This is a genomic window from Achromobacter sp. MFA1 R4, from assembly GCF_900156745.1.
Lineage (GTDB): Bacteria > Pseudomonadota > Gammaproteobacteria > Burkholderiales > Burkholderiaceae_B > Achromobacter.
This window is the reverse complement of the sequence record NZ_LT707065.1, coordinates 6124763-6147274: the sequence shown is the minus strand read 5'-3', so window position 1 is coordinate 6147274 and position 22512 is coordinate 6124763. Positions and strand designations below refer to the sequence as shown.

The following is a 22512-nucleotide window of genomic DNA, read 5'->3' as shown; positions in this document are numbered from 1 at the left end:
GCCGGTCTCCTATTCGCCGCGCTTGCGCAGTTGCGGGTTGAGGGCGTCGTTCAGGCCTTCCCCGATCAGGTTGATGGCCAGCACGGTCAGCAGGATGGCCACGCCGGGCCACACGCTCATCCACCAGGCCTCGCGGATCATGGTGCGCGCCGCGCCGATCATGAAACCCCAGCTCATCAGGTTGCGGTCGCCCAGTCCCAAAAAGGACAGCGACGATTCCGTCAGGATGGCGGTCGCCACCATGAACGAGGCCGACACGATGATGGGCGACATGGCGTTGGGCAGGATCTGCGTCCCCACGATGCGCGCGGGCGTCTGTCCGATCACGATGGCCGCCTGCACGAATTCGCGCTGCTTGAGCGTCATGAACTCCGAGCGGACCAGCCGCGCCGCGGGCGGCCAGGACACGACCGCGATCGCGCCCATGATCGAATACACCGACGGGCTCAGGATGGCGACCAGCACGACCGCCATCGCCAATTGCGGAATGGTCTGGAAGAACTCGGTGAAGCGCATCAGCGCATCGTCCACGCGGCCGCCGCAATAGCCGGCCACCGATCCGACCAGAATGCCGAACAGCAGCGCCACGGCGGTCGACAGCAGGCCCACCATCAGGGACACCCGCGCGCCCCAGACCAGGCCGGCGGTGATGTCGCGGCCCAGCATGTCTGTGCCGAACGGATAGTCCGCGTTCGTGAAGGGCGGGATGAGCGGATCGGCCACCATCATCCAGGGCGACTCTTCGTAGAGCAGGGGCGCCGCCAGGGCCACGGCCACCACGATCAGCATGATGACCAGGCCGGCCACCGCTCCGTAGTTGCGCAGGTAACGTCGGGCAAATGACTTCATGCGGAGGCTCCTTGCTGCGCGCCCGCGCCGATGCGCGGATCGATCAGGCGGTAAAGCACGTCGGTCAGCAGGTTGAACACCACGACCATGATGGAGGTGACCAGGAAGATCCCCAGCAAGAGCTGGTAGTCCCGTTGCAGCAGGGCGTCGAACATCAGGCGTCCGATGCCGGGCCACGCGAACACGGTTTCCGTCAGGACCGCGCCGCCCGCCATCTGCCCGAGCTGGATGCCCGCGAATGTAATCACCGGCAGCAGCGCGTTGCGCAGCACGTGCGCGCGGATCACGCGGCTGGGGCTCACGCCCTTGGCGCGCGCCGTCTTCACGAAATCCATGCCGATCACTTCCAGCATCGACGCGCGGGTCAGCCGCACATAGACCGCCATGAAAAAGCAGCCCAGCGTCACGGTGGGCAGGACCAGGTGCTGCGCAATGTCGGCCGCGCGCGCCCAGCCCGTCAGGTTCGCCCCCACGGTTTCCATGCCAAACGCGGGCAGCCAGCCCAGCACCACGGAGAACAGCAGGATGCCCATCAGCGACAGCCAGAACAGCGGCGTGGCGTACAGCAGCAGCGCACCGGTCATCACCGAGCTGTCGATCCAGCGGCGCTTGTTGCGGTAACGCGCCTTGGCGGCCACGACGCCCAGCAGCACGCCCAGCACGATGGAGAAGACAAAGGCGCAGGACATGAGCAGGAACGTGGCCGGCAGGCGTTCGACGATCAGGTCCAGCACCGGCACATGGTTGCGGTAGGAAAATCCCAGGTCGAGCTGGACCACGCCCTTCAGGTAGAGAAACAGCTGCGTCAGGACCGGCTTGTCCAGGCCAAAGGCCACGCGCAACTGCTCTACATAGGCCGCGTCGCCCGCGCCGGCCTGGCCCGCCAGCACGGCGGCGGGATCGCCGGGCGCGAGCCGGATCAGGAAAAAGTTGATGATCACCACGCCCAGCACGACCACCAGGGCCTTGCCGATGCGGGACAACAGGAAAGACAGGAATCTCATGCTTCGGGTCCTTTCAGGACGGGCGCGCCAGCGACAAGCATGCCCGTCGCGCGGCCAGGCTCCACCGCCGCGGGAAGCCCCGCGGCGGCGTCTCGGGGGCGCTTACTTCTTTTCGATGTAGACGTCGTCGAACGACTCATTCAGGCCGATGGCGGTCTTCACCAGGTTCTTCACGTTGGCGCGATACAGGGTGGGAAACTCCATATCCACCAGGAAGCCGTTGGCGACCTCGTTGACCAGCGTCGTCTGGATCTTCGTGTAGAGCGCCTGGCGCTTGGCCGGGTCGACCTCGGAGGCGGCGGCCTCCCACAGCTTGTCGGTCTCGGGGTTGCTGTAGCCCTGCACGTTGGCAAAGGGCGAGCCCTTGACGATGTTCGACGAGATATACAGCCGCTGCACGCCCAGCGCGGGGTCGCCGTACTGGTAGGTGAAGGTGGTGGTCAGGTCGAAGTCCCAGTTGCCGGTGCGGCTGGCCCAGCCGCCCGCATCGGTGGACTCCACATTTACCTTGAAGCCCAGTTGTTCCAGCGCCTGCTTGGTGTATTCGCCCAGGCGGTCCCAGGTGGAGCCGTACGGAAAGCTCAGCTGGCGGATCGTGTAGTCACCCGGCTTGATACCGGATTCCTTGATCAGCGCGCGCGCCTTCTTCATGTCGAACGGCATCGGCGGCATGTTCTTGTCATAGAACATCTCCGTGGTCACGAAGGGGCTCGTCGAGACCTTGCCCAGGCCGAAGAAGATGTTGTTGACCACCATGTTGCGGTTCATCGCCGCCATGACGGCCTGGCGCACCTTCAGGTTGTCGAAGGGCGGCTTGCGCATGTTGAAGATCAGGTACGCCTGCGGCGAGAACATCTCCCAGCCGGCGGTGGTGTATTCCACATTGGGCAGGCCGCGCAGGCGCTTGATGTCGACGTTGTCCACATCACCGCCGCGCAGCACATCGACGCTGCCGCGTTCGAAGGCCACGGCGCGCGAGGCCGAATCGGGAATCACGTTGAACACCAGTTCGTCCAGGTAGGGCTTGCCGGGCTTCCAGTAGTCGGGGTTGCGCGCCAGCTTGATGTATTCGCCGCGCTTCCATTCCTTGAACACGAAGGGGCCGGTGCCCACGGGCTTCTGGTTGGCCGGATTGGTCATGTAGTCGGTGCCCGCATACAGATGCTTGGGCATCATCGGGGCAAAGCCCGGCTCGAACATCAGCATGAACGCCGGGAACGGCGTCTTCAGCTTGATGACCACCGTCTTGGCGTCGGGCGCCTGCACCGACTCCACGAACTTGTTCAGGATGACGCGGGCGCGCGCATGGGTCTTGGGCAGCATTTCCGACAGCGAGAACACGACGTCCTCGGACGTAAAGGGCTTGCCGTCATGCCACTTCACGTTGTCCTGCAGATGGAAGGTATACGTCAGCCCGTCCGCGGCGGCTTCCCAGGACTTGGCCAGGCCGGGCTGCGGCTTGAGGTCGGTGGAGTAGGTCAGCAGGCTCTCGTAGATCTTGCCCGCGACGAACTGCGTCGGCCCCTGCTGATTGATGGCCGTGACGATCACCGGCGGTTCCGGCTGGACGATCATGTTCAGCGTGCCGCCCTTGGTCTGGGCCAAGGCCTGCGTGGCGGGCAGCGCGGCCGCAAGGACCAGTGCGCCGATGCTTAGGGAAAACCATTTTTTCGATTTCACTGCGAGCCTCCGGGCTGGAAAGGGTCTGACAGGCGGCCGCTCGGGCGCGGCGGATGCCGTGCCGAATCAAGCAAACCTCATGCCACCTGCGCTTCTCGGGTACTGCGGGTGGAGCTGCTGCAACAATGCTTCTTTCAGGTGCTGGATACATGCTGGACAAGGCGCCGCGCACCAAAGCGGCGAATTCAGCGGTGCGGGGAGAGGGCGGCGGGCCCGCTGCCGCGGCGCCCCGGGCGGGCGCCGGGCGGCGCCGCGCTGGGCGCGCGGATGGCCAAGGCGGCAGGCGGCGCCCGGTCAAGGCAAGGCCCCCGGGCTTGGATGGCGGCAACGGTGCGTTGAGTGTCCGGCTGCAAGTTTTTTCCCCTTTGCATTTTTGTTGGACAAATCAGGCGTGCTGGCTACGGCTTGGTCGGTCTATCCCGGCATTCCATGCGGGAGTTCCGTAATGGCGTGCTATCCGGAGGGTTCATCGGGCTGGCCCTGCGGCGGCGGTGTGGGTATGGGTATGGGTATGGGTGTGGGCATGGCGATGGTCCGCGTCATGGGCGCGCGTGCGCGCCGTTGGCCCGCGCCACCATGGCGTCGAGCAACACATTGCAGCCGGCCTCCAGGTGGTCCGGCCGGGCATCCTCGATTTCGTTGTGGCTGACGCCGTCCTTGCAGGGCACGAAGATCATCGCCGTGGGCGCGACGGCGGCCATGTAGACGGCGTCGTGTCCGGCGCCGGTGACGATGTTCATGGCGGGCAGGCCGCGGTTCGCGGCGCCGTTGCGCACCTTGTCGACCAGATCCGGATCGAACGGCGTCGGCGGGAAATACTGCACGTCCTTCACGTCGACGCGTACGCCGTGGGCAACCGCGATGTCGTCGCATACGCGCCGCCATTCCCGGTCCATGCGTTCCAGCGTGGCTTCGTCCTCATGGCGCAGGTCCGTGGTGAAGCGGACCTGCCCGGGAATCACATTGCGCGAGCCCGGATGCGCATGAATCTCTCCCACGGTGCCGCGCCCATGGGGCTGGTGGGTATTCGCGATGTTCACGACGGCCTGCAGCAGGAAGCTCGTGGCAAAGAGCGCGTCGCGCCGGATCGCCATGGGCGTCGGGCCGGCATGCATTTCCATGCCCGTCACCGTAACGTCGTACCAGCGCAGGCCGAGCGACCCGGTCACCACGCCGATGGTCTTTTCCTCGTGCTCGAGGATCGGGCCTTGTTCGATATGCGCCTCGAAATAGGCGTCCACCGGGCGCCCGCCCACGGGGTCGGCGCCCGCGTAGCCGATGGCCTGGAGTTCGTCGCGCACACTGATGCCCTGCGCGTCCCGGGCGGACAGGGCGGTTTCAAGCGGGAATTTCCCGGCGAAGACGCCCGAGCCCATCATGACGGGCACGAAGCGCGAACCTTCTTCGTTGGTCCAGATAGCCACTTCCAGCGGCGCTTCGGTCTGCACCCCCGCGTCATTGAGCGTGCGCATGACCTCCAGCCCGGCCAGCACCCCATAGCAGCCATCGAACTTGCCGCCGGTGGGCTGGGTGTCGATGTGGCTGCCCGTCATGACCGGCGGCAGGCTGTCATTGCGCCCGGCGCGCCGGGCGAAGATGTTGCCGACCTGGTCCACGCGCACCGTCAGCCCGGCGTCGCGCATCCAGCCGGTGACCAGGTCGCGGCCCTGTCCGTCCAACGCGGTCAGGGCCAGGCGGCAGTTGCCGCCCTTGGGGGTGGCGCCGATCCGCGCCAGGTCCATCAAGGACTGCCACAGCCGGTTGCCGTCGATGGACAGGGGGGGAGTCGTCATAGGTCGCCTCGGTGATGGGAAAGGTCGGCAAAGTCCTCGCGCAACCGCGCCAGGATGCCAAGCAGGTGCGCATGCATCGCATGGCGCGCGCGGATGGGGTCGCGCGCCACGATGGCGGCCAGGATGCGCTGGTGTTCGGCGTGGGCCACTGCCCACACCTTGGTGTCGACGAAGTAGTCCTGCATCCGGCGGTACACCGAGCTGGACTGCGTCAGGTTCCACAGATGGGCCACCGACGCGGCCAGCGCGGCGTTGCCGCACGCGGCGGCGATGGCGCTGTGGAATTCCCGGTCGTGGCGTCCCGGCGCGTCGGTCAGCGACATGCCCTCGTGGGCCTCGCGGATCGCGGCAAGCTGGGCCGGCGTGGCGTGCTGCGCGGCCATGCCGGCGCATTCGGGTTCGATGATGAGACGGGCTTCCAGCAGGTCAAACGGGCCGATGTCGTCGGCGCTGTGCGCCGCGTCGGCGATCGAGCCGCCGCCCGGGGCCCCGGCGCTGCCTTCCTTGTCGGCGACGAACACGCCGGTGCCGACGCGGACCTCTACGTAACCCTCGATCTCAAGCGCGATCAGCGCTTCGCGGATCGATGCGCGGCTGACCTGCAACTGTTCGGCCAGGTCTCTTTCCGAAGGCAGCCGCCGGCCGCGGGGGAAATCGCCAGCCCTGATCCGCCCGGCGATCTGGTCGGCGATCATGCGGTACAGGCGAGTGACTGCGACGGCTTGGAAGGTGCTCATCGGGCGGTCTGCACGAAACGTTGGTCTGGTGGTCAGGCCACCAATATAGGCACCTCGCTATTGAAATAAAAGGAAAAACCACGCATTTCAGGGAAAACGATGTGAGGGATACCACCGCTGTTCGTCTGGTGGTCAGGCCAGTTTGGGCCTAATTTTGGGCCTAATGTTGGGCCTAATAAAAGATGGGATAGGGGGCGGCAGCACGTTGGCGGCGACGTGTGGGCCGACAGGCGCCCGCCGAAAGGGCACGAGCGATGGCCGGGCCGTCGCCGCCCGGCCAGGCGCGACATTACTGCGCGTCTTCGTCGGGGTCGGGGGTCTGGGTGAAGGCCCGCACCAGGCGGGCGATGCCGTCGAGCTCATCGTGCGCGCCCACCACCCACTCGGGCTTTTCAAACGGGCTGTCCGCCGGCGTCCTGTCCAGGTTGGCCTTCAGGTCGTCCAGCAGTTCCAGCGCCATGTCGGTGGCCTGGGGGCTGCTGCGGGTGGATAGGGCGATGGCGATCGCCAGCGCCTGGCGCATGGCCAGCAGGCGGCCTTCCAGTTCGGTTTCCATTGTCGCGTCCTTGTTTTGCGGCTTGAATCGCCGCATTTTAGGGCCGCGCCGGGCTGGCCGCGCCTGGCCGGCCGCGCCGCATGGCCGCTTGCCCGGCGGCAGGGCAGGCACCCGGGGTTTGCGCAAGATCAAGTCACGGGCGTGCGCACAGGCGAATAATCCAGGCTATGCAAGCCGTCCTACGCCCACAACCTTCGGAATCGCCGGCGCCCGCCAACGCCGAGCCGTTTTTTCCCCCGCAACTGCTGGCCCGGTTGGATAAGAACGGCCCGCGGTACACCTCGTACCCGACGGCGGACCGGTATCACGCAGGCTTCGGGGACCAGGACTATCGCCTCGCGCTGCAGCAGCGGCGCGCCGCCAGTCCGGACGAGCCGCTGTCGCTGTACGTCCACGTCCCGTTCTGTGAATCCGTCTGCTATTACTGCGCCTGTAACAAGGTGGTGACGCGCCACCACGACCGGGCGGCGCGCTACCTCGATGCGTTGGCCCGGGAAATCGCCTTGCACGTGCAGGAACTGGGCTCGGGAGTGCCCGTGTCGCAAGTGCACTTCGGAGGAGGAACGCCGACGTTCCTGTCCGACGAAGAGCTGGCCCGGCTGATGACGGACCTGCGCGGCGCTTTTCGCTTCGAGCCGGACGCCGAGATCTCCATCGAAGTCGATCCCCGCACGGCAACGCCCGAACGCCTGGCCTACCTGCAGACGCTGGGCTTCAACCGGCTCAGCTTCGGGGTGCAGGATTTTGACGAGCGGGTCCAGGTGGCGGTGCATCGTGTCCAGTCGTACGAGGACGTGGCTGCGTTGATGCGCAGCGCCCGTGCGCTGGGCTACGCCTCGGTCAATGTGGACCTGATCTATGGCCTGCCGCTGCAGACGACGGAATCCTTCGCCCGGACCATCGAGCAGGTCATCGCGCTGCGCCCGGACCGCATCGCGCTCTACGCCTACGCGCACCTGCCCGAGCGCTTCAAGCCCCAGCGCCGCATTCATGAAGCAGACCTTCCCGACCGCGCCACGCGCGTGGGGCTGCTCAGTTCGGCCATCCAGGGTTTTCTGGCGCAGGGCTATACCTACATCGGGATGGACCATTTCGCGCTGAATACCGACGCGCTGGCGATCGCCAAGCAACGCGGCGAACTGCACCGCAACTTCCAGGGCTACAGCACGCAGCCCGACCGTGATCTCGTCGCGCTTGGCGTGTCGGCCATCGGACGCATCGGCAACACCTACAGCCAGAACGCCAAGGTGCTCGACGACTATTACGCCGCCATCGAAGGCGGCAGGTTCGCGGTCGAACGCGGTCTGGCGCTCAGTCCCGATGACCTGGTCCGCCGCGACGTCATCATGGACATCATGTGCCAGGGGCGCGTGGACTACGCCCGGGTCGAAGCGCGCCATGGACTGAAATTCGGCGACTACTTCAGCCGAGAGCTGTCGCAGATGGCCAGCCTGGCCGAACTCGGCCTGGTGAACCTGCATCTGGGCGAATTGCGGGTGACCGGACTGGGCTGGTACTTCGTGCGCGCGGTGGCCATGGCGTTCGACGGCTACCTGCGCACCGCCGCCACGGGCGCCACCTACTCGCGCATCATCTGATTTCAGGTCCGCCAAGGCGCCGCTCCGCTCACTCGGCGAACTTGTCGCGCAGATACAGCGCCAGCGACAGGTCGTCCGAAAGCTGCAGCTTGCGCATGGCCCGGCGTTTGTGGGTGCTGACGGTCTTCTTGCTGCGGACCAGCCGTTCGGCGATCTGCGTGACCGACAGCCCCTGCCGGATGTGGCGCAGGATCTCCACTTCGGACGTCGTCAGCAGCGCGTGCGGCGCAGGCGGAGGCGAACTGCGGATCTTGCCGTCCTGAACCGACAGGAACGGGGCCTTGGCGCCCACGACGCCGCGGATCATGTCCGGCAGCAGGATCATGCCTGACTGCTTGGCCAGGTAGCCATTGGCGCCCGCGCGATAGGCGGCGTACTCGGTCTCAAGCCGGTTGCCCGCCGAGAACGTGATGATCGCCATGTTGGGGTGGTAGCGCCGCACCCGGCGCAGGTAGTTGACGCCGTCCCAAGGTTCCAGGGGCAGGTAGAAGTCGATCAGCGCCACGTCGCACGGCGCCTCCGCCAGCTTTTCCAGCAGCGCGCGCGATGAGGTCTCGCGGTGCAGGACCTGAAAGCCCGGTCGGCTTTCCAGGAAGGCGCCGACACCCAGCGCCACCACGGGATGGTCGTCCAGGATGGCTACGCGTATGAGCGGGGGCGGCCGCGACAGCAGCAGATGGCGACGCGTGCCGGGGCCGTTTGCCGGCGTGTCCGGGCGTTCGTGGGGCGAGGGGCGGGGCGCCTGGCTTGCTGACTCTGAAACCGGATTCATCGTTGCTCCACGATCGGAAAATGGGTCGCCGGCAAGCCCGTGCGCAGGGTGGCGGGAGGGCGGCGCGGGTCCCAGCGGGTCCTAGAATTTCGTGGGCAGATTACGTTCTCGATGGGCGGTTCGGACGAGAGAGGGGGCAAAATCAGACCGATGCACCATCGGTCTGGCGGAAATTCGGGACACATATACCAGCGGGATCCAGAGAGGGTCGAAAAACGGCAAACGTGGCGTTATAAAGCCCGCTGCCAGACGATGCAGTCCCCTGGCTGTCCGCCGTCGCGTTTTCGCCACGATCGAGCCGCAAACGGTGCTACAATCGGCAACGATCCATGCAGCTTTCAAGGCTGCATTTGTTTTGCTGTATGTGCTGCGCGCCGCCCGGCGGCGCCTACCAACCGGTCCCAAAAGACATGTTTTTCCCGCGCGCACGAACTACGACCCGGAACTTTCGCCCTATGTCGCGTTAGTTTTTTCGTGCGTCGGGTTTCACCGTGTCAGGTCAGCGGTAGGACTCATCAAGACAATCAAATGAACGCGGCTTTGAAGCCGCGTTTTTCGTTTCTGTTTTTCGATTTTTCAGTTCCAAGAACCCCAGGAAGCACTCCCGATGGTACAGATCACATTGCCCGATGGTTCGCAGCGCCAATTTCCGGGGCCGGTAACGGTCGCCGAAGTGGCGCAATCGATCGGTACGGGCCTGGCGAAGGCGGCCTTGGGCGGCCGCGTGACGGTTGACGGCGCCGAATCCCGCCTCGTCGACACCAGTTTCCGCATCGAGGGCGACGCCCGCCTGGCCATCGTGACCGCCAAGGACGCCGATGGCCTGGATCTGATTCGCCATTCCACGGCGCACCTGCTGGCCTACGCGGTCAAGGAACTGTTCCCGGATGCGCAGGTCACCATCGGCCCCGTGATCGATAACGGCTTCTACTACGATTTCTCGTACAAGCGTCCCTTTACGCCCGAAGACCTGGCCGCCATCGAAAAGAAGATGGCCGAACTGGCCAAGAAGGACGAAGTCGTCACGCGCGAAGAATGGTCGCGCGACGACGCCGTCGAGTTCTTCAAGAGCATCGGCGAAAAGTACAAGGCGGAGATCATCGCGTCGATCCCCTCCAACGAGACGCTCAGCCTGTACCGTGAAGGCGACTTCATCGACCTGTGCCGCGGCCCGCACGTGCCGTCCACGGGCAAGCTCAAGGTCTTCAAGCTGATGAAGGTGGCCGGCGCCTACTGGCGCGGCGACAGCAAGAACGAGATGCTCCAGCGCATCTACGGCACCGCCTGGGCGACCAAGGAAGAGCAGGAAGCCTACCTGCACATGCTGGAAGAAGCCGAGCGCCGCGATCACCGCAAGATCGGCCGCGAACTCGACCTGTTCCACTTCCAGGACGAAGCGCCTGGCCTGATCTTCTGGCATCCCAAGGGTTGGACCCTGTGGCAGCAGGTCGAGCAGTACATGCGCAGCGTGTATCGCGACAACGGCTACCAGGAAGTCAAGGCGCCGCAGATCCTGGACATTTCGCTCTGGAAAAAGACCGGCCACTGGGATAACTATCGTGAAAACATGTTCACGACCGAGTCCGAAAACCGCGTCTATGGCCTGAAGCCGATGAACTGCCCGGGCCACGTGCAGATTTTCAACGCCGGCCTGCATTCCTACCGCGAGCTGCCCCTGCGCTACGGTGAATTCGGCCAATGCCATCGCAACGAACCCTCGGGCTCGCTGCACGGCATGATGCGCGTGCGCGGCTTTACCCAGGACGACGGCCACATCTTCTGTACCGAAGACCAGCTCCAGGACGAATGCGCCGATTTCACGGCCCTGCTGCAAAAGGTCTACCGCGACTTCGGCTTCACCGAAGTCCTGTACAAGGTCGCCACGCGCCCTGAAAAGCGCATCGGCTCGGACGAGGTCTGGGATACGGCCGAATCCGCCCTGATGGAAAGCCTGCGCCGCACCGGCTGCGAGTTCGAAATTTCCCCGGGCGAGGGCGCGTTCTACGGTCCCAAGGTGGAATACACGCTCAAGGATGCCATCGGCCGTCACTGGCAATGCGGTACGATCCAGGTGGATTTCTCCATGCCCGTGCGCCTGGGCGCCGAGTACGTGGACCAGAACGACCAGCGCCGTCCCCCGGTCATGCTGCACCGCGCGATCCTCGGTTCGCTCGAGCGTTTCATCGGCATGTTGATCGAAAACCACGCAGGCGCCATGCCGCCCTGGCTGGCTCCGGTGCAGGCCGTGGTGTGTTGCATTTCCGAACCTTCGGCCGATTATGCGGCCCAAATTACGCAAAGCCTGAAAAAACAAGGCTTTAGAGTAGAGTCCGATTTGCGCGGTGAAAAAATCACTCGTAAAATTCGGGAGCACAGCCTGCAAAAGGTGCCGTACATTCTTGTCGTCGGCGACAAGGAAAAACAAAACGGCACTGTCGCCGTACGTGGACTGGGCGGCCTGGACCTTGGCGCCATCGCTTACGACGACTTCGTCGCGCGGTTGGCCGAGGACGTGGCCACCCGCCGCGACGTCAATCAACCTGATAGCAGCGCTGCTTAACATTTCTAGGAGCTTTCAACATCGCCACTGAAAAAGCCAATCGCATCAACGGTGAAATCCGCGTCCCCGAGGTGCGCCTGATAGGTCTGGACGGAGAACAGCTGGGCATCGTCAAGATTGCCGAGGCATTCCGCCTTTCCGAGCAAAGCGACGTGGATCTGGTGGAAATCGCGCCGAACGCCGAGCCCCCGGTCTGCCGTTTGATGGACTACGGCAAGTTCAAGTACCAAGAGCAAAAGCGCCAAGCCGAAGCCCGTTCCAAGCAGAAGGTCATCCAGGTCAAGGAAGTGAAGTTCCGTCCGGCGACCGACGAGGGTGACTATCAGGTCAAGCTGCGCAACCTGCGCCGCTTCCTCGAGGAAGGCGACAAGGCCAAGGTGACGCTGCGTTTCCGTGGCCGCGAAATGGCTCACCAGGAACTCGGTATGCGAGTGCTTGAACGTGTGCGCGACGATCTGCTGGAACTTGCCCAGGTCGAAGCCATGCCCAAGCTCGAAGGCCGTCAGATGGTCATGGTGCTGGCGCCGAAGAAGAAGGCCGTGCCTGCGGGCAAGCCTGAATCGGCGGCCTGAGCGCCAGCCGTACCCGTTTAGGCAAGGCCCAGCCTTCCATTCCTGCAACCCGCCGTGTCCGTCTCGTGACCGGCGGGTTCGCTTATTGGGCGGCTCTGGGCTACGATGTCACAAAGCATAGCCGCCTTCCCGCGAGGGGAGGCGGCGTCCGTTCAGGGTGTCGCGATGCACGTTTTGTTCGTTTTGGATCCCTTGCCGCTGCTCAAAGCGTACAAGGACAGTTCTGTCGCCATGATGCGGGCCCTCGTGGCGCGCGGTCACACGCTCAGCGTGGCCATGCAGGGCGATCTCTATATCGAGGCGGGCATCGTCAAGGCGTCCACCACCCCGATCGAGCTGGTCGCGGATGCCGACCTGCACGGCAACGACTGGTGGCGAGAATCGGCCGCGCGGGATCTGCCGCTGGCCGATTTCGGTGCGGTCGTGATGCGCAAGGACCCGCCTTTCGACATGGAATACGTGTATTCCACGCACCTGCTCGAATACGCCGAAGCCCAGGGCGCGCGCGTGTTCAACGGCGGTGCGGCCATCCGCAACCATCCTGAAAAGCTGGCCATCACCGAGATCAGCGAGTTCGCCGCGCCCACGCTGGTGACGCGCAACATGGCCCGCCTGAAAGCCTTTCACGACAAGCACCAGGATGTCATCGTCAAGCCGCTGGACGGCATGGGCGGCACCGGCGTGTTCCGCCTGCAGCCCAAGGACCCCAACCTGAACGCCATCCTGGAAACGCTGACCGACAACGGCGCGCGCACCATCATGGCGCAGCGCTACATTCCCGACATCGTCAAGGGCGACAAGCGCATCCTGCTGATCGGCGGCGAACCTGTGCCGTATTCGCTGGCCCGCATCCCTCTGGCGGGCGAGACGCGCGGCAATCTGGCCGCCGGCGGCCGTGGCGTGGCGCAAGAGCTGTCCCCGCGCGACCGCGAGATCGCCGAGGCCGTGGCGCCCAAGCTGGCGGCCCGCGGCCTGCTGCTGGTCGGCCTGGACGTCATCGGCGACTACGTCACCGAAGTCAATGTCACCAGTCCCACCTGTTTCGTGGAAATCGCCGAACAGACCGGCTTCGACGTCGCCGGCATGTTCGTGCAGGCGCTGGAAAAAGCGGTGGCCGGTGCCGCCGCGCCCGGCGCCGCCGCTGCCTGATTCCCCGGAACCAACATGACCACGGGTATTGTGATCGTCGTGCATGCGCCCCTGGGCGCCGCCATGCGCGAGTGCGCGAGCCACGTCATGGGCAATCTGGACGGCATGCTCGCAATCCATGACATCCAGCCGGAAGACCTGCCGGACGACCTGGCGCCGGATGTCCTGAAAGACATCCTCGAACAGGATCATGGGGGCGGCGTGCTGGTGTTGACCGACCTGATCGGCGCCACGCCCGCCAATATTTCCAAGCGCGCCGTCGCCGATGCCCAGGCCCAGGGCATCCAGTGCTGTGTGCTGGCGGGGCTCAACACGCCGATGCTGCTGCGGGCGTTGACTTACCGCAACCTGCCGCTGGCCGAGACGCGCGAAAAGGCGCTCGCCGGCGGGGTGCAGGGCGTCTTGCGTGTAGACTGACGGGCGGAAAATTGCCCTATTATGTCGGCTATTATTTCTAGCCGAAGATCGGTTCGACGATTGGCTGCGATCAACACCGCGGCGTAGCCCGCGGTCATCCTCTTTCCTATGCCTAATACTGACATTGTCATCAGCAACAAACTGGGATTGCACGCTCGGGCCGCGGCCAAGCTGACGCAGCTTGCAAGCAAGTTCTCCAGCGAAATCTTCATCTCCCGAGGTGCGCAGCGTGTGAACGCCAAGAGCATCATGGGCGTCATGATGCTCGCAGCCGGGCTCGGCGTGACGGTCAAGCTGGAGGCTTCCGGCAGCGATGCCGAGCAGGCCCTTTCCGAAATCGAAACCTTGTTCGACAGCAAATTCGGTGAGCAGGAATAGAATGCCTTCTGAAGCAACCGGCCGGGGCCCCGCTTCGGCCGGTTCGTCCGCGTCCCCCTCCGACGCTCGCAACGGGGCTGGCTCTGCCAGCCCCGTTGTGTGTCTGTACGGAAAAGGCGTCGCCAAGGGATACGCCATCGGCCGCGCCGTCGTCATGGGCGCCGCCGCGCTGGAAGTCGCGCACTACCGCATCGCGCCGGAAGACGTGCCCGCCGAAAGCAGCCGCCTGACCCAAGCCCTGGCATCGGCGCAGCAGGAACTGCTGCAACTGGCCGACACGCTGCCGGCCGACGCGCCGCGCGAACTGGGTGCGATGCTCAATGTCCATAGCCTGTTGCTGGGCGATCCCCTGTTGGCCGAACAGACGCTTGCCCTGATCGCCGAGCGCCACTACAACGCCGAATGGGCGTTGACGACGCAGGGCCAGATCCTGGGGCAGCAGTTCGACGCCATGGAGGACGAATACCTGCGCGAGCGCGGGGCGGATGTGCGCCAGGTGATCGAACGTGTGCTGCACGTTCTGGCGGGCACCTCGGCCATTCTGCCCGACATGTCCCACATGGGCGGCGACGACGCCCTGGTCGTGGTGGCGCATGATATCTCTCCCGCGGACATGCTGCGTCTGCGCGGCGGCCGGTTCGCCGCCTTCGTCACCGACCTGGGCGGCCCGACCTCGCACACGGCGATCGTCGCGCGCAGCATGGGCGTGCCCGCGGTGGTCGCAATGGGCAATGTGCGCGAACTGGTCCGCGACGGCGACATGCTGATCATCGACGGTTCGGTCGGCGCGGTGGTGGTCAATCCATCGGACCGCATCCTCGAGGAATACCGCCGCCGGCAAGCCGTCTACGCGGACGAGCGCGCGGAGCTCAGCCTCTTGCGCGACGAGCCCTCCATCACCCTGGACGGGATCGACATCGTCCTGCATGCCAACATCGAGCTGCCGGACGAAGCCGCGATTGCGCTGGCGTCCGGCGCGCATGGCATCGGGCTCTTTCGCAGCGAATTCCTCTTCATGGGGCGGCCGGACCTGCCCGGCGAAGAAGAACAGTACGAGGCCTATGCCTCTGTCGTGAAGGTCATGGCCGGCCGGCCCGTCACGATCCGCACGCTGGACATCGGTTCGGACAAGACCCTGGACGGCGAAGCCACCGTCGCAACCAACCCCGCGCTGGGCCAGCGCGCCATCCGCTATTGCCTCGCGCGTCCGGAAATGTTCGCGACCCAGTTGCGGGCGATCCTGCGCGCCTCGGCCCACGGGCCGGTGCGGCTGCTGATCCCGATGATCTCCCATATGCATGAGGTCGTGGCCACCAAGGCCGCGATCGAGGCTGCCCGGCGCGAGCTCGACGCCCGGGGCCAGGCCTATGCGCCGCACATGGAAGTGGGCGCCATGGTCGAGGTTCCCGCGATCGCCATTGCGATCGAACCCTTCGCCCAGGCGCTGGACTTCCTGTCCATCGGCACCAACGACCTGATTCAATACACGCTCGCCATCGACCGGGGCGACCACGATGTGGCGGGGCTGTACGACCCGCTGCACCCGGCGGTCCTGCGCCTGGTGGCCAACACCATCAACGCCGGCGAACGCGCGGGCAAGCCGGTCGCCGTCTGCGGCGAAATGGCGGGCGACTCGCGCATGACGCGGCTGCTGCTGGGACTGGGCCTGACCGAGTTCTCGATGCACCCCCAGCAGCTCCTGGACGTCAAACGCGAAATCCGCCGGGCGCATTCCAATGCGCTGCGCATCAAGGTGGCGGCGGCGCTGAATCGGGCGCTGCCCGTCGACCTGGATGCCCTCGGTCCAGTCTGATTTTTTGCGGCGTAGCTGACCCGTCCTGCCATAGGTTGACACCTACGGCACGGTATCCGTAGCAGGCTACGGACTGAACACCCGATGAACTTCATCGGGTGTTTTGCATTGTAGGGACAGGTGCGGTCGCTCGGTGTTGTAGATATCGACGGACTGCTTGACCATGAGCCGGGCTTGGGCCAGATCAGCGGGCCTGTGGAGCAACAACTCTCCCTTCAGGATGCCGTTGACCCGTTCTGCCAAGGCATTCTGGTAGCAGTCGTAGCCGTCAGTCATTGAGCAACGGATGCCGTGCCGCGCGTGCAGGCGCTGGTAGTACGTTGAGCAATACTGGATTCCTCGATCCGAGTGGTGCACCAGCGATTGGCTCGAGCGCCGCGAGCGCAGCGCCATCTCCAGTGCGCGGCGCACCCCCTCGGTTTGCAGATTCTCTGCCACGTGGTACCCCACGATCTTGCGCGAGTAGGCGTCAGTCACCAAGCTCAAGTAGGTGCACCGCTGGGCGGTCGGCAGGTAGGTGATGTCGGCTACCCAGACCTGCTCGGGGCCCGTCGGCACCACTTGGCCTTCGCCTGCCTTGAGCAGGTTCGGGTGGCGTCGGAAGCGGTGATGGCTATCTGTGGTCTTGTGATACGCCCGGCGCGGCCGCACCAGCATCCGGGCGCTGCGCAGGATGTCGAACAGCGCATCGCGCCCGGCCTTGATCCCCGCCTCGCGTAGCGGCTGGCCCAGCACGTGATGCAGCTTGCGCGTACCCAACTTCGGTTGACGTACCCGCAGCGCGGTGACCATTGATACCACTTGGCATGCCTGCTGCTGGCGCTCGCGCTCTTTATGCCTGCTCTTGTAATACGCCTGGCGGCTATGGCCCATGTAACGGCAAGCCCTTGCCACGCTCAGCCCTTGGACGAGCTTTTGCGTGAGGACTTGCCCAAAGGCTTTTTTACGACGCGTACCCCGTAATCCTTCTCCAACACATTGACCACGGCCTCAAACAACTGCGCCTTCTCGCGGGCTTCCTTGAGCTGAATCTCCAGTTCCTTGATCCGCTGCTCGGGGGTAAGCACTTTGCCTTGACGATCCATGTCCACTCCTCTGACCGTCGGCAGGCTCCAGCCGCTTAGTCCCGGCCGACCATGCTTGCGCAGCCACACCAGCACCGTCGACCGACCTTGGATTCCATAGCGGCGCTGAGCCTCTTTGTACGTCAGCTCGCCTTTTTCCACCTGCTCGACAACGGACAGTTTAAAAGCCAGGCTGTAGTCCCGCTGGGTGCGCTTGATCCTTGATTCCAATTGACTCTCCCTTTTTCTCTCAAAAAGGTGTCAACCAATTCCAGGACGGGTCAAGCAAATAAAAAAGAGCCCTTCGTGATGAAGGGCTCTTTTCTTGATACCTACCCCGCTGCGAGGCGCAGCGGGGTGTTGCAGCGTTTAGCTGTGGTAGGCGGACTCGCCGTGGCTGGTGACGTCCAGGCCTTCGCGTTCCTGGTCTTCCGGCACACGCAGGCCGCACAGGGCGTTGGCGATCTTGTACGCAATCCATGCCACCACGCCGGACCAGACAATGGTCAGCAGCACGCCTTCGAGCTGGACCCACACCTGGTGGGCGATCATGCCGGGTTCGGCCAGGCCGGGGCCGCCGAAGACCTGGGCATTGAACACGCCGGTCAGCAGGGCGCCGACAATGCCGCCCACGCCGTGGATGCCGAACACGTCCAGCGCGTCATCGGCACGCAGCAGGCGCTTCAGGCCGTTCACGCCCCAGACGCAGACCACGCCGGCAATCACGCCGATGATCAAGGCGCCCACCGGGCCGACCAGGCCAGCGGCGGGAGTGATGCCGACCAGGCCGGCGATGGCGCCGGAAGCGGCACCCAGCATCGAGGGCTTGCCCTTGATGGCCCATTCCGTGAACAGCCAGGCCAGGACGGCGCCCGCGGTGGCGATCATCGTATTGAAGAAGGCCAGGGTGGAGTTTTCATTGGCGGCCAGCGCGGAGCCGGCGTTGAAGCCGAACCAGCCCACCCACAGCAGGGCAGCGCCCACGAAGGTCATCGGCAGGTTGTGCGGCTGCATGGCTTCGCGGCCATACCCCACGCGCTTGCCGACCACGTAAGCGCCCACCAGGCCGGCCACGCCGGCGTTGATGTGCACCACCGTGCCGCCTGCGAAGTCCAGCGCGCCCTGGGCGTTCAGCAGGCCCGGCGCGGTTTCGGAGGCGAACCACACCATGTGCGCAATGGGAACGTAGGCAAACGTGAACCAGATCACCGTGAACACCAGCACCGCCGAAAAGCGGGCGCGTTCGGCGAAGCTGCCGACGACCAGCGCGCACGTGATGCCGGCGAACGTGGCCTGGAACGAGGCGAACAGCAGCTCGGTCAGGCTATTCGACATGGCATACGTGCCGTCGGCCGGGTTGAACATGCCCGAGAAGAAGGCGCGCGACAGGCCGCCGAAGAAGGCATTGCCTTCCGTGAACGCGAGGGAATATCCATAGATGAACCAGAGGACCAGGCCCAGCACGAACGTGCACAACACTTGCAGCAGTACGGACAACACGTTCTTGCTGCGTACCAGGCCGCCATAGAACATCGCCAGACCGGGTACGGCCATCATCAATACAAGCAGGGTAGAGACGAGCAACCAGGAGATATCTGCTTTATCCATTTTCAGGCTCCATTGAGTCTTTATTTATTTACAGCGCAGCTTCGCCGGCTTCGCCAGTTCTGATACGGATCACTTGTTCAAGGGGGGCGGCGAAGATCTTGCCGTCGCCGATCTTGCCGGTGCGGGCGGCTTGTTCGATTGCCTCGATGACCTGATCGACCAGGTGATCGGGCACGGCGGCCTCGACTCGCAGCTTGGGCAGGAAGTCGACGGCGTATTCGGCGCCGCGATAGAGTTCGGTGTGGCCTTTCTGGCGGCCGAAGCCCTTGACCTCGGTGACGGTGAGGCCTTGGACCCCGATTCCGGACAGAGCCACCCGCACTTCGTCGAGCTTGAAGGGCTTGATGATGGCGATGATGAGTTTCATGGCATTTCCTCTCATGGTTGCACGCTACCTGGGTAAAGCAATATCCATGCCATGTCCGGGCGAGGCTGCAAGGCCCGGGAAGGCGCGGAAATTGTGCGCAACAGCACCATAATGGTGCGTAATGCACGGCATGGTGGCCTCAGTTTGGTGCGCGGCCGGGCGAACGGGGGCATGCAACCGGATGTGTTCGGCAGGGCCGATTTGTAGCGATTTAATGCACACCCGATCGGCGCGCTGGCCAGCCCGCGCCCCAACCCGTGCGCCGCCCGATGGTGCGTAGCCGGGCGCTGAGCGTTGCGGGCCGGGGCTTTCGGGCCAGGCGTGCGCGCAGCCGTCCTGCTGTTTGCCGGAAGGCGGAGCCTAAATTGGGGAGCGATCGTGATACGAGGGTTTACACGGGCCCGCTTGTTGCCTGCGCGGGGCTCGAGAAGAATCCGAATCAGGATGCGCATCGGACATATGGACGATGCACGGCGCGGCCGGAGCGATCGGCGGCGCGGCTAGCGGTGTTGGTAGGGGGTTGCCGTCAGGCAGCCCGGTTTTCTCCTGTGCTTTGAAGGGCGGTCACCGCATGCGGCCCGCCCCTTTTTTTGGGCGAACACAAATGGGCGCACCTGAAACCCGTCATCCGACGCACTACACTTGAGGCATCGAGAACTCAGAGAGGCCCCGTATGAACAATCGCACCCAGTGGATGGAAGACCTTCAGAAGAACATCTCCGACCTGATCGCCCGCAGTCCGGCGGCGGACGTGGAGCGCAACGTGCGCGCCATGATGACGCAGGCATTTTCCAAGCTGGACCTGGTCACCCGCGAAGAGTTCGACGTGCAGGCCGACCTGCTTGCCCGCACACGCGCACGAGTGGATCAACTGGCGGCCCAGGTCCAGCAGATGGAAGAGCGCCTGTCTGGTCTGGACAAGGGGCCGGGCGCGGGTCTGGACAAGTAAACAAGTCAGCAAGGCTTCTCGCTGCCCGCCCGCAGGCGGTTCCGAGCGAGATGGTTTTGTCACGGCCGCCTGCGCGGCCGTTTGTGTTTTTGCGGATACTTGGCGGCCCCGCACCCACAGGAGACCGCCATGACGCTTGCCGTACTCGCCAGCAGGGCCCTTTGTGGCATGCACGCCCACGCGGTCCGCGTCGAAACGCACCTGGGACCCGGGTTGCCGGGATTCAATGTAGTGGGCCTGGCCGACACCGAGGTCCGCGAAAGCCGCGAGCGCGTAAGGGCGGCCATCCTCAGCAGTGGCTTCGAGTTTCCCGCCGGGCGCATCACGGTCAGCCTGTCGCCGGCGGACATGCCCAAAGAGTCCGGCCGCTTCGACCTGCCCATCGCGCTGGGGCTGCTGCTCGCCTCCGGGCAACTGGCCGCTCCCCCCAGCGACGGCGCGCAACCTGCCGCGCCCGATCCCGCGCTGGCGCACCTGGTGCTTGCCGGCGAGCTCTCCCTGACCGGGGCGCTCGTGCCGGTCGCCGCGCCGCTGGTCATCGCGTTGAGCGTGGCGCGGGACGCGCCGGACGCCACGTTGATCCTGCCTGCCGGCAGCGCCGAGCAGGCGGCCTGGGTACCCGGGTTGCGGGTGCTGTCGGCACGCTGCCTGGCGGACGTGGCGGCGCATGCGGCGGGGGCCTGCCTGCTGCCCAATGCCGCTCCAAATCCCTGGCCGACCCCCGCGCCAGTGCCTTGCCTGTCGGACGTTCGCGGGCAGCCCGGTGCCCGGCGGGCGCTGGAGGTCGCGGCGGCGGGCGGCCACAGCCTCCTCATGCTGGGGCCGCCGGGGGCGGGCAAGAGTATGTTGGCCGCTCGCCTGCCGGGCCTGCTGCCCCCGCTTGACCGCAGCCAGGCGCTGGAAGCCGCCGCCGTGGCGGCGATGGCCGGATTGCCGGACACGCTCAGCGGGCAGCCGCCGTTCAGGGCGCCGCATCATTCCACGTCGGTCGCGGCGCTGGTTGGCGGGGGCAGCCGGCCGCGCCCCGGCGAAATCAGCCTGGCCCACCACGGCGTGCTCTTCCTGGATGAACTGCCCGAGTTCAGTCGCCGTTCACTGGAGGCGCTGCGCGAACCGCTGGAGGCGGGCAGGGTGGTCATTGCTCGGGCCCTGTACGCCGCGCAATTTCCGGCCCGGTTCCAGCTCGTCGCCGCCATGAATCCCTGCCCGTGCGGATGGCGCGGTCATCCGGTGCGCACATGCTCGTGCACGCCGGATCAGGTAGCGCGGTACGCGGGCAAGATCTCCGGTCCGCTGCTGGACCGAATCGACCTGCACGTGGTGTTGCCGCCTTCCGATCCGGTCTGGATGGCCGCGCCGCCTGGCGAGCCTTCCGCCGCCGTCCGGGAGCGCGTAATGCGTTGCCGCGAGCGCCAGTATGCCCGCCAAGGCAAGGCGAACGCAGACCTCGCGGGGGCCGAACTGGATGAGTTCTGCCTCCTGGCCCCTGATGCGCAGTCGCTGCTGCAGGAGGCCATGCGCCGCCTTGCGGGGTCCGGCCGGGCGCTGCACCGGGCACTTCGGGTTGCCCGCACGATCGCCGATCTGGACGGCGAGGACACACTGGCGGCCAGCCACGTCGCCCAGGCGGTGCAATACCGGCGTCCCGGCGTATGATCGCCGCGGGCCGCGCGTCGCCCGGCTTCGCGGTGTGCTCCCGACTCGACAAAGCGCAGGAAATCACCATATAATCAAAGGCTTTCCCGGATCTGGGCCGCCTTTTTTGCCTGGCTCTGGGAAGAAACGCGTAAATGAACGCGGTGCAGTTGGCCGCAGCAATTTGCGCGTTACCTCCAGAAGTGGCAACAGGTCTACAAGTTTTGCCGCAGGAATGGTAGTAGCCCTTGAAAAGGTAACTCCTAAGGTAGCCCTTGAAAGGGTAACCCCTGAAATGGGGCTCCGCAGGCGTTAAGCCTTCAGGCTCGAACCCTTCCTCGTCAAGCACCTGGCGTCATGTAAATCAACAATGCGTGTTTAGTTTAGGGAATCATCATGCCCAAGATGAAAACCAAGAAAAGCGCCTCGAAGCGCTTTAAGGTGCGCGGCAGCGGCTCCATCAAGCGTGGTCAGGCGTTCAAGCGTCACATCCTGACCAAGAAGACCACCAAGAACAAGCGCCAACTGCGCGGTTCGGCGGCGGTTCATGAAACCAACGTGGCCTCCGTCAAGGCCATGATGCCTTTCGCTTGATCTAAGGGAGATCTACTATGCCTCGCGTCAAACGCGGCGTTACCGCCCGCGCACGTCACAAGAAAGTCATTGCCGCCGCCAAGGGTTACCGTGGCCGCCGCGGTAATGTGTTCCGCATTGCCAAGCAAGCGGTCATGCGCGCTGGCCAATACGCCTACCGCGACCGCCGCAACAAGAAGCGCACGTTCCGCGCTCTCTGGATCACGCGTATCAACGCCGCCGTCCGTGAGCATGGCGTGAGCTACAGCGTGTTCATCGCTGGCCTGAAGAAGGCTTCGATCGAACTCGACCGCAAGGTCCTGGCCGATCTGGCCGTGCGCGACAAGGCCGGCTTTGCCGCCATCGTGCAGCAAGCCAAGGCTGCCTTGGCTGCCTGATCGCGCGCTTTAACTCATCGCGCATCGCTGCAAACGGGGC

General features: G+C 64.9%; 21 protein-coding genes. 11 read left to right on the top strand and 10 right to left on the bottom strand.

Annotated elements, in window-relative coordinates:
- Positions 1–9: 9 nt before the first annotated feature.
- The 6 genes from BXA00_RS28170 to BXA00_RS28145 form a co-directional block, all read right to left on the bottom strand.
- On the bottom strand, positions 10–849 hold the full coding sequence (locus BXA00_RS28170) for an ABC transporter permease (RefSeq protein WP_076521659.1): 840 nt from the start codon (positions 847–849) through the stop codon (positions 10–12).
- Positions 846–1853 (bottom strand): ABC transporter permease, encoded by a 1008-nt coding sequence (locus BXA00_RS28165; RefSeq protein ID WP_076521658.1) that lies wholly within the window; start codon positions 1851–1853, stop codon positions 846–848. The genes BXA00_RS28170 and BXA00_RS28165 overlap by 4 nt, the downstream gene beginning before the upstream one ends.
- Before the next feature lie 102 nt (positions 1854–1955).
- Positions 1956–3533, bottom strand: coding sequence for an ABC transporter substrate-binding protein (locus tag BXA00_RS28160; RefSeq protein ID WP_076521657.1), 1578 nt, complete (start codon positions 3531–3533; stop codon positions 1956–1958).
- A 539-nt stretch (positions 3534–4072) separates the two neighbouring features.
- Positions 4073–5326 carry a Zn-dependent hydrolase gene (locus BXA00_RS28155; RefSeq protein ID WP_076521656.1) on the bottom strand — a complete coding sequence of 418 codons (1254 nt, stop codon included), beginning with the start codon at positions 5324–5326 and terminating at the stop codon, positions 4073–4075.
- Positions 5323–6063, bottom strand: a complete 741-nt coding sequence (locus BXA00_RS28150; protein ID WP_076521655.1) for a FadR/GntR family transcriptional regulator — start codon at positions 6061–6063, stop codon at positions 5323–5325. The genes BXA00_RS28155 and BXA00_RS28150 overlap by 4 nt, the downstream gene beginning before the upstream one ends.
- 289 nt (positions 6064–6352) lie before the next feature.
- A complete protein-coding gene (locus BXA00_RS28145; RefSeq protein ID WP_076522159.1) occupies positions 6353–6619 on the bottom strand; it encodes a hypothetical protein in 267 nt (88 codons plus the stop codon).
- Positions 6620–6786: 167 nt separating this feature from the next.
- On the opposite strand from BXA00_RS28145, the gene hemN reads away from it, so the two are divergent.
- Positions 6787–8217 carry an oxygen-independent coproporphyrinogen III oxidase gene (gene hemN, locus BXA00_RS28140; RefSeq protein WP_083714355.1) on the top strand — a complete coding sequence of 477 codons (1431 nt, stop codon included), beginning with the start codon at positions 6787–6789 and terminating at the stop codon, positions 8215–8217.
- Positions 8218–8245: 28 nt separating this feature from the next.
- Here the strand turns inward: hemN and BXA00_RS28135 are convergent, their stop codons facing one another.
- Positions 8246–8989 carry a response regulator transcription factor gene (locus BXA00_RS28135; protein ID WP_076521654.1) on the bottom strand — a complete coding sequence of 248 codons (744 nt, stop codon included), beginning with the start codon at positions 8987–8989 and terminating at the stop codon, positions 8246–8248.
- Positions 8990–9596: 607 nt separating this feature from the next.
- On the opposite strand from BXA00_RS28135, the gene thrS reads away from it, so the two are divergent.
- The 6 genes from thrS (at position 9597) to ptsP (ending at position 15878) form a co-directional block, all read left to right on the top strand.
- Positions 9597–11549, top strand: coding sequence for a threonine--tRNA ligase (thrS, locus tag BXA00_RS28130; RefSeq protein ID WP_076521653.1), 1953 nt, complete (start codon positions 9597–9599; stop codon positions 11547–11549).
- 20 nt (positions 11550–11569) lie between these two features.
- Positions 11570–12121: a translation initiation factor IF-3 gene (infC, locus tag BXA00_RS28125; protein WP_076521652.1), complete on the top strand. Its 552-nt coding sequence runs from the start codon at positions 11570–11572 to the stop codon at positions 12119–12121.
- Positions 12122–12286: 165 nt separating this feature from the next.
- On the top strand, positions 12287–13270 hold the full coding sequence (gene gshB, locus BXA00_RS28120; protein WP_076521651.1) for a glutathione synthase: 984 nt from the start codon (positions 12287–12289) through the stop codon (positions 13268–13270).
- A 15-nt stretch (positions 13271–13285) separates the two neighbouring features.
- Positions 13286–13687 carry a PTS sugar transporter subunit IIA gene (locus BXA00_RS28115; protein WP_076521650.1) on the top strand — a complete coding sequence of 134 codons (402 nt, stop codon included), beginning with the start codon at positions 13286–13288 and terminating at the stop codon, positions 13685–13687.
- 108 nt (positions 13688–13795) lie between these two features.
- Positions 13796–14065 carry an HPr family phosphocarrier protein gene (locus tag BXA00_RS28110; protein WP_006387993.1) on the top strand — a complete coding sequence of 90 codons (270 nt, stop codon included), beginning with the start codon at positions 13796–13798 and terminating at the stop codon, positions 14063–14065.
- 103 nt (positions 14066–14168) lie between these two features.
- Entirely contained in the window at positions 14169–15878 is a 1710-nt protein-coding gene (ptsP, locus tag BXA00_RS28105) for a phosphoenolpyruvate--protein phosphotransferase (protein WP_076522157.1), read from the top strand.
- 66 nt (positions 15879–15944) lie between these two features.
- On the opposite strand, the gene BXA00_RS28100 is transcribed toward ptsP, so the two are convergent.
- The 3 genes from BXA00_RS28100 to BXA00_RS28085 form a co-directional block, all read right to left on the bottom strand.
- Positions 15945–17173, bottom strand: a protein-coding gene (locus tag BXA00_RS28100) for an IS3 family transposase (RefSeq protein ID WP_092582907.1) whose coding sequence is annotated in 2 segments (ribosomal slippage) — positions 15945–16823 and positions 16826–17173 — 1227 coding nt in all. Because the reading frame shifts where the segments join, the coding sequence is not laid out codon by codon here.
- A 138-nt stretch (positions 17174–17311) separates the two neighbouring features.
- A complete protein-coding gene (amt, locus tag BXA00_RS28090) occupies positions 17312–18550 on the bottom strand; it encodes an ammonium transporter (RefSeq protein ID WP_076521649.1) in 1239 nt (412 codons plus the stop codon).
- A gap of 28 nt (positions 18551–18578) precedes the next feature.
- Positions 18579–18917 carry a P-II family nitrogen regulator gene (locus BXA00_RS28085; protein ID WP_006218735.1) on the bottom strand — a complete coding sequence of 113 codons (339 nt, stop codon included), beginning with the start codon at positions 18915–18917 and terminating at the stop codon, positions 18579–18581.
- 673 nt (positions 18918–19590) lie between these two features.
- Between BXA00_RS28085 and BXA00_RS28080 the strand changes: the two genes are divergently transcribed.
- The 4 genes from BXA00_RS28080 to rplT all read left to right on the top strand — a co-directional run bounded on the left by BXA00_RS28080 (position 19591) and on the right by rplT (position 22472).
- Positions 19591–19866, top strand: coding sequence for an accessory factor UbiK family protein (locus BXA00_RS28080; protein ID WP_076521648.1), 276 nt, complete (start codon positions 19591–19593; stop codon positions 19864–19866).
- A gap of 129 nt (positions 19867–19995) precedes the next feature.
- Positions 19996–21522: a YifB family Mg chelatase-like AAA ATPase gene (locus tag BXA00_RS28075; RefSeq protein ID WP_076521647.1), complete on the top strand. Its 1527-nt coding sequence runs from the start codon at positions 19996–19998 to the stop codon at positions 21520–21522.
- 375 nt (positions 21523–21897) lie between these two features.
- Entirely contained in the window at positions 21898–22095 is a 198-nt protein-coding gene (gene rpmI / locus BXA00_RS28070) for a 50S ribosomal protein L35 (RefSeq protein ID WP_066659711.1), read from the top strand.
- Positions 22096–22112: 17 nt separating this feature from the next.
- Positions 22113–22472: a 50S ribosomal protein L20 gene (gene rplT / locus BXA00_RS28065; protein WP_006218741.1), complete on the top strand. Its 360-nt coding sequence runs from the start codon at positions 22113–22115 to the stop codon at positions 22470–22472.
- Positions 22473–22512 lie beyond the last annotated feature (40 nt).

What these genes read in the sequence shown, in the direction of transcription:
- BXA00_RS28170 (WP_076521659.1), bottom strand. Translation starts at nt 849, where the DNA reads ATGAAGTCATTTGCCCGACGTTACCTGCGCAACTACGGAGCGGTGGCC.
- BXA00_RS28165 (WP_076521658.1), bottom strand. Translation starts at nt 1,853, where the DNA reads ATGAGATTCCTGTCTTTCCTGTTGTCCCGCATCGGCAAGGCCCTGGTG.
- BXA00_RS28155 (WP_076521656.1), bottom strand. Translation starts at nt 5,326, where the DNA reads ATGACGACTCCCCCCCTGTCCATCGACGGCAACCGGCTGTGGCAGTCC.
- BXA00_RS28150 (WP_076521655.1), bottom strand. Translation starts at nt 6,063, where the DNA reads ATGAGCACCTTCCAAGCCGTCGCAGTCACTCGCCTGTACCGCATGATC.
- BXA00_RS28145 (WP_076522159.1), bottom strand. Translation starts at nt 6,619, where the DNA reads ATGGAAACCGAACTGGAAGGCCGCCTGCTGGCCATGCGCCAGGCGCTG.
- hemN (WP_083714355.1), top strand. Translation starts at nt 6,787, where the DNA reads ATGCAAGCCGTCCTACGCCCACAACCTTCGGAATCGCCGGCGCCCGCC.
- BXA00_RS28135 (WP_076521654.1), bottom strand. Translation starts at nt 8,989, where the DNA reads ATGAATCCGGTTTCAGAGTCAGCAAGCCAGGCGCCCCGCCCCTCGCCC.
- thrS (WP_076521653.1), top strand. Translation starts at nt 9,597, where the DNA reads ATGGTACAGATCACATTGCCCGATGGTTCGCAGCGCCAATTTCCGGGG.
- gshB (WP_076521651.1), top strand. Translation starts at nt 12,287, where the DNA reads ATGCACGTTTTGTTCGTTTTGGATCCCTTGCCGCTGCTCAAAGCGTAC.
- BXA00_RS28115 (WP_076521650.1), top strand. Translation starts at nt 13,286, where the DNA reads ATGACCACGGGTATTGTGATCGTCGTGCATGCGCCCCTGGGCGCCGCC.
- BXA00_RS28110 (WP_006387993.1), top strand. Translation starts at nt 13,796, where the DNA reads ATGCCTAATACTGACATTGTCATCAGCAACAAACTGGGATTGCACGCT.
- amt (WP_076521649.1), bottom strand. Translation starts at nt 18,550, where the DNA reads ATGGATAAAGCAGATATCTCCTGGTTGCTCGTCTCTACCCTGCTTGTA.
- BXA00_RS28085 (WP_006218735.1), bottom strand. Translation starts at nt 18,917, where the DNA reads ATGAAACTCATCATCGCCATCATCAAGCCCTTCAAGCTCGACGAAGTG.
- BXA00_RS28080 (WP_076521648.1), top strand. Translation starts at nt 19,591, where the DNA reads ATGAACAATCGCACCCAGTGGATGGAAGACCTTCAGAAGAACATCTCC.
- BXA00_RS28075 (WP_076521647.1), top strand. Translation starts at nt 19,996, where the DNA reads ATGACGCTTGCCGTACTCGCCAGCAGGGCCCTTTGTGGCATGCACGCC.
- rpmI (WP_066659711.1), top strand. Translation starts at nt 21,898, where the DNA reads ATGCCCAAGATGAAAACCAAGAAAAGCGCCTCGAAGCGCTTTAAGGTG.
- rplT (WP_006218741.1), top strand. Translation starts at nt 22,113, where the DNA reads ATGCCTCGCGTCAAACGCGGCGTTACCGCCCGCGCACGTCACAAGAAA.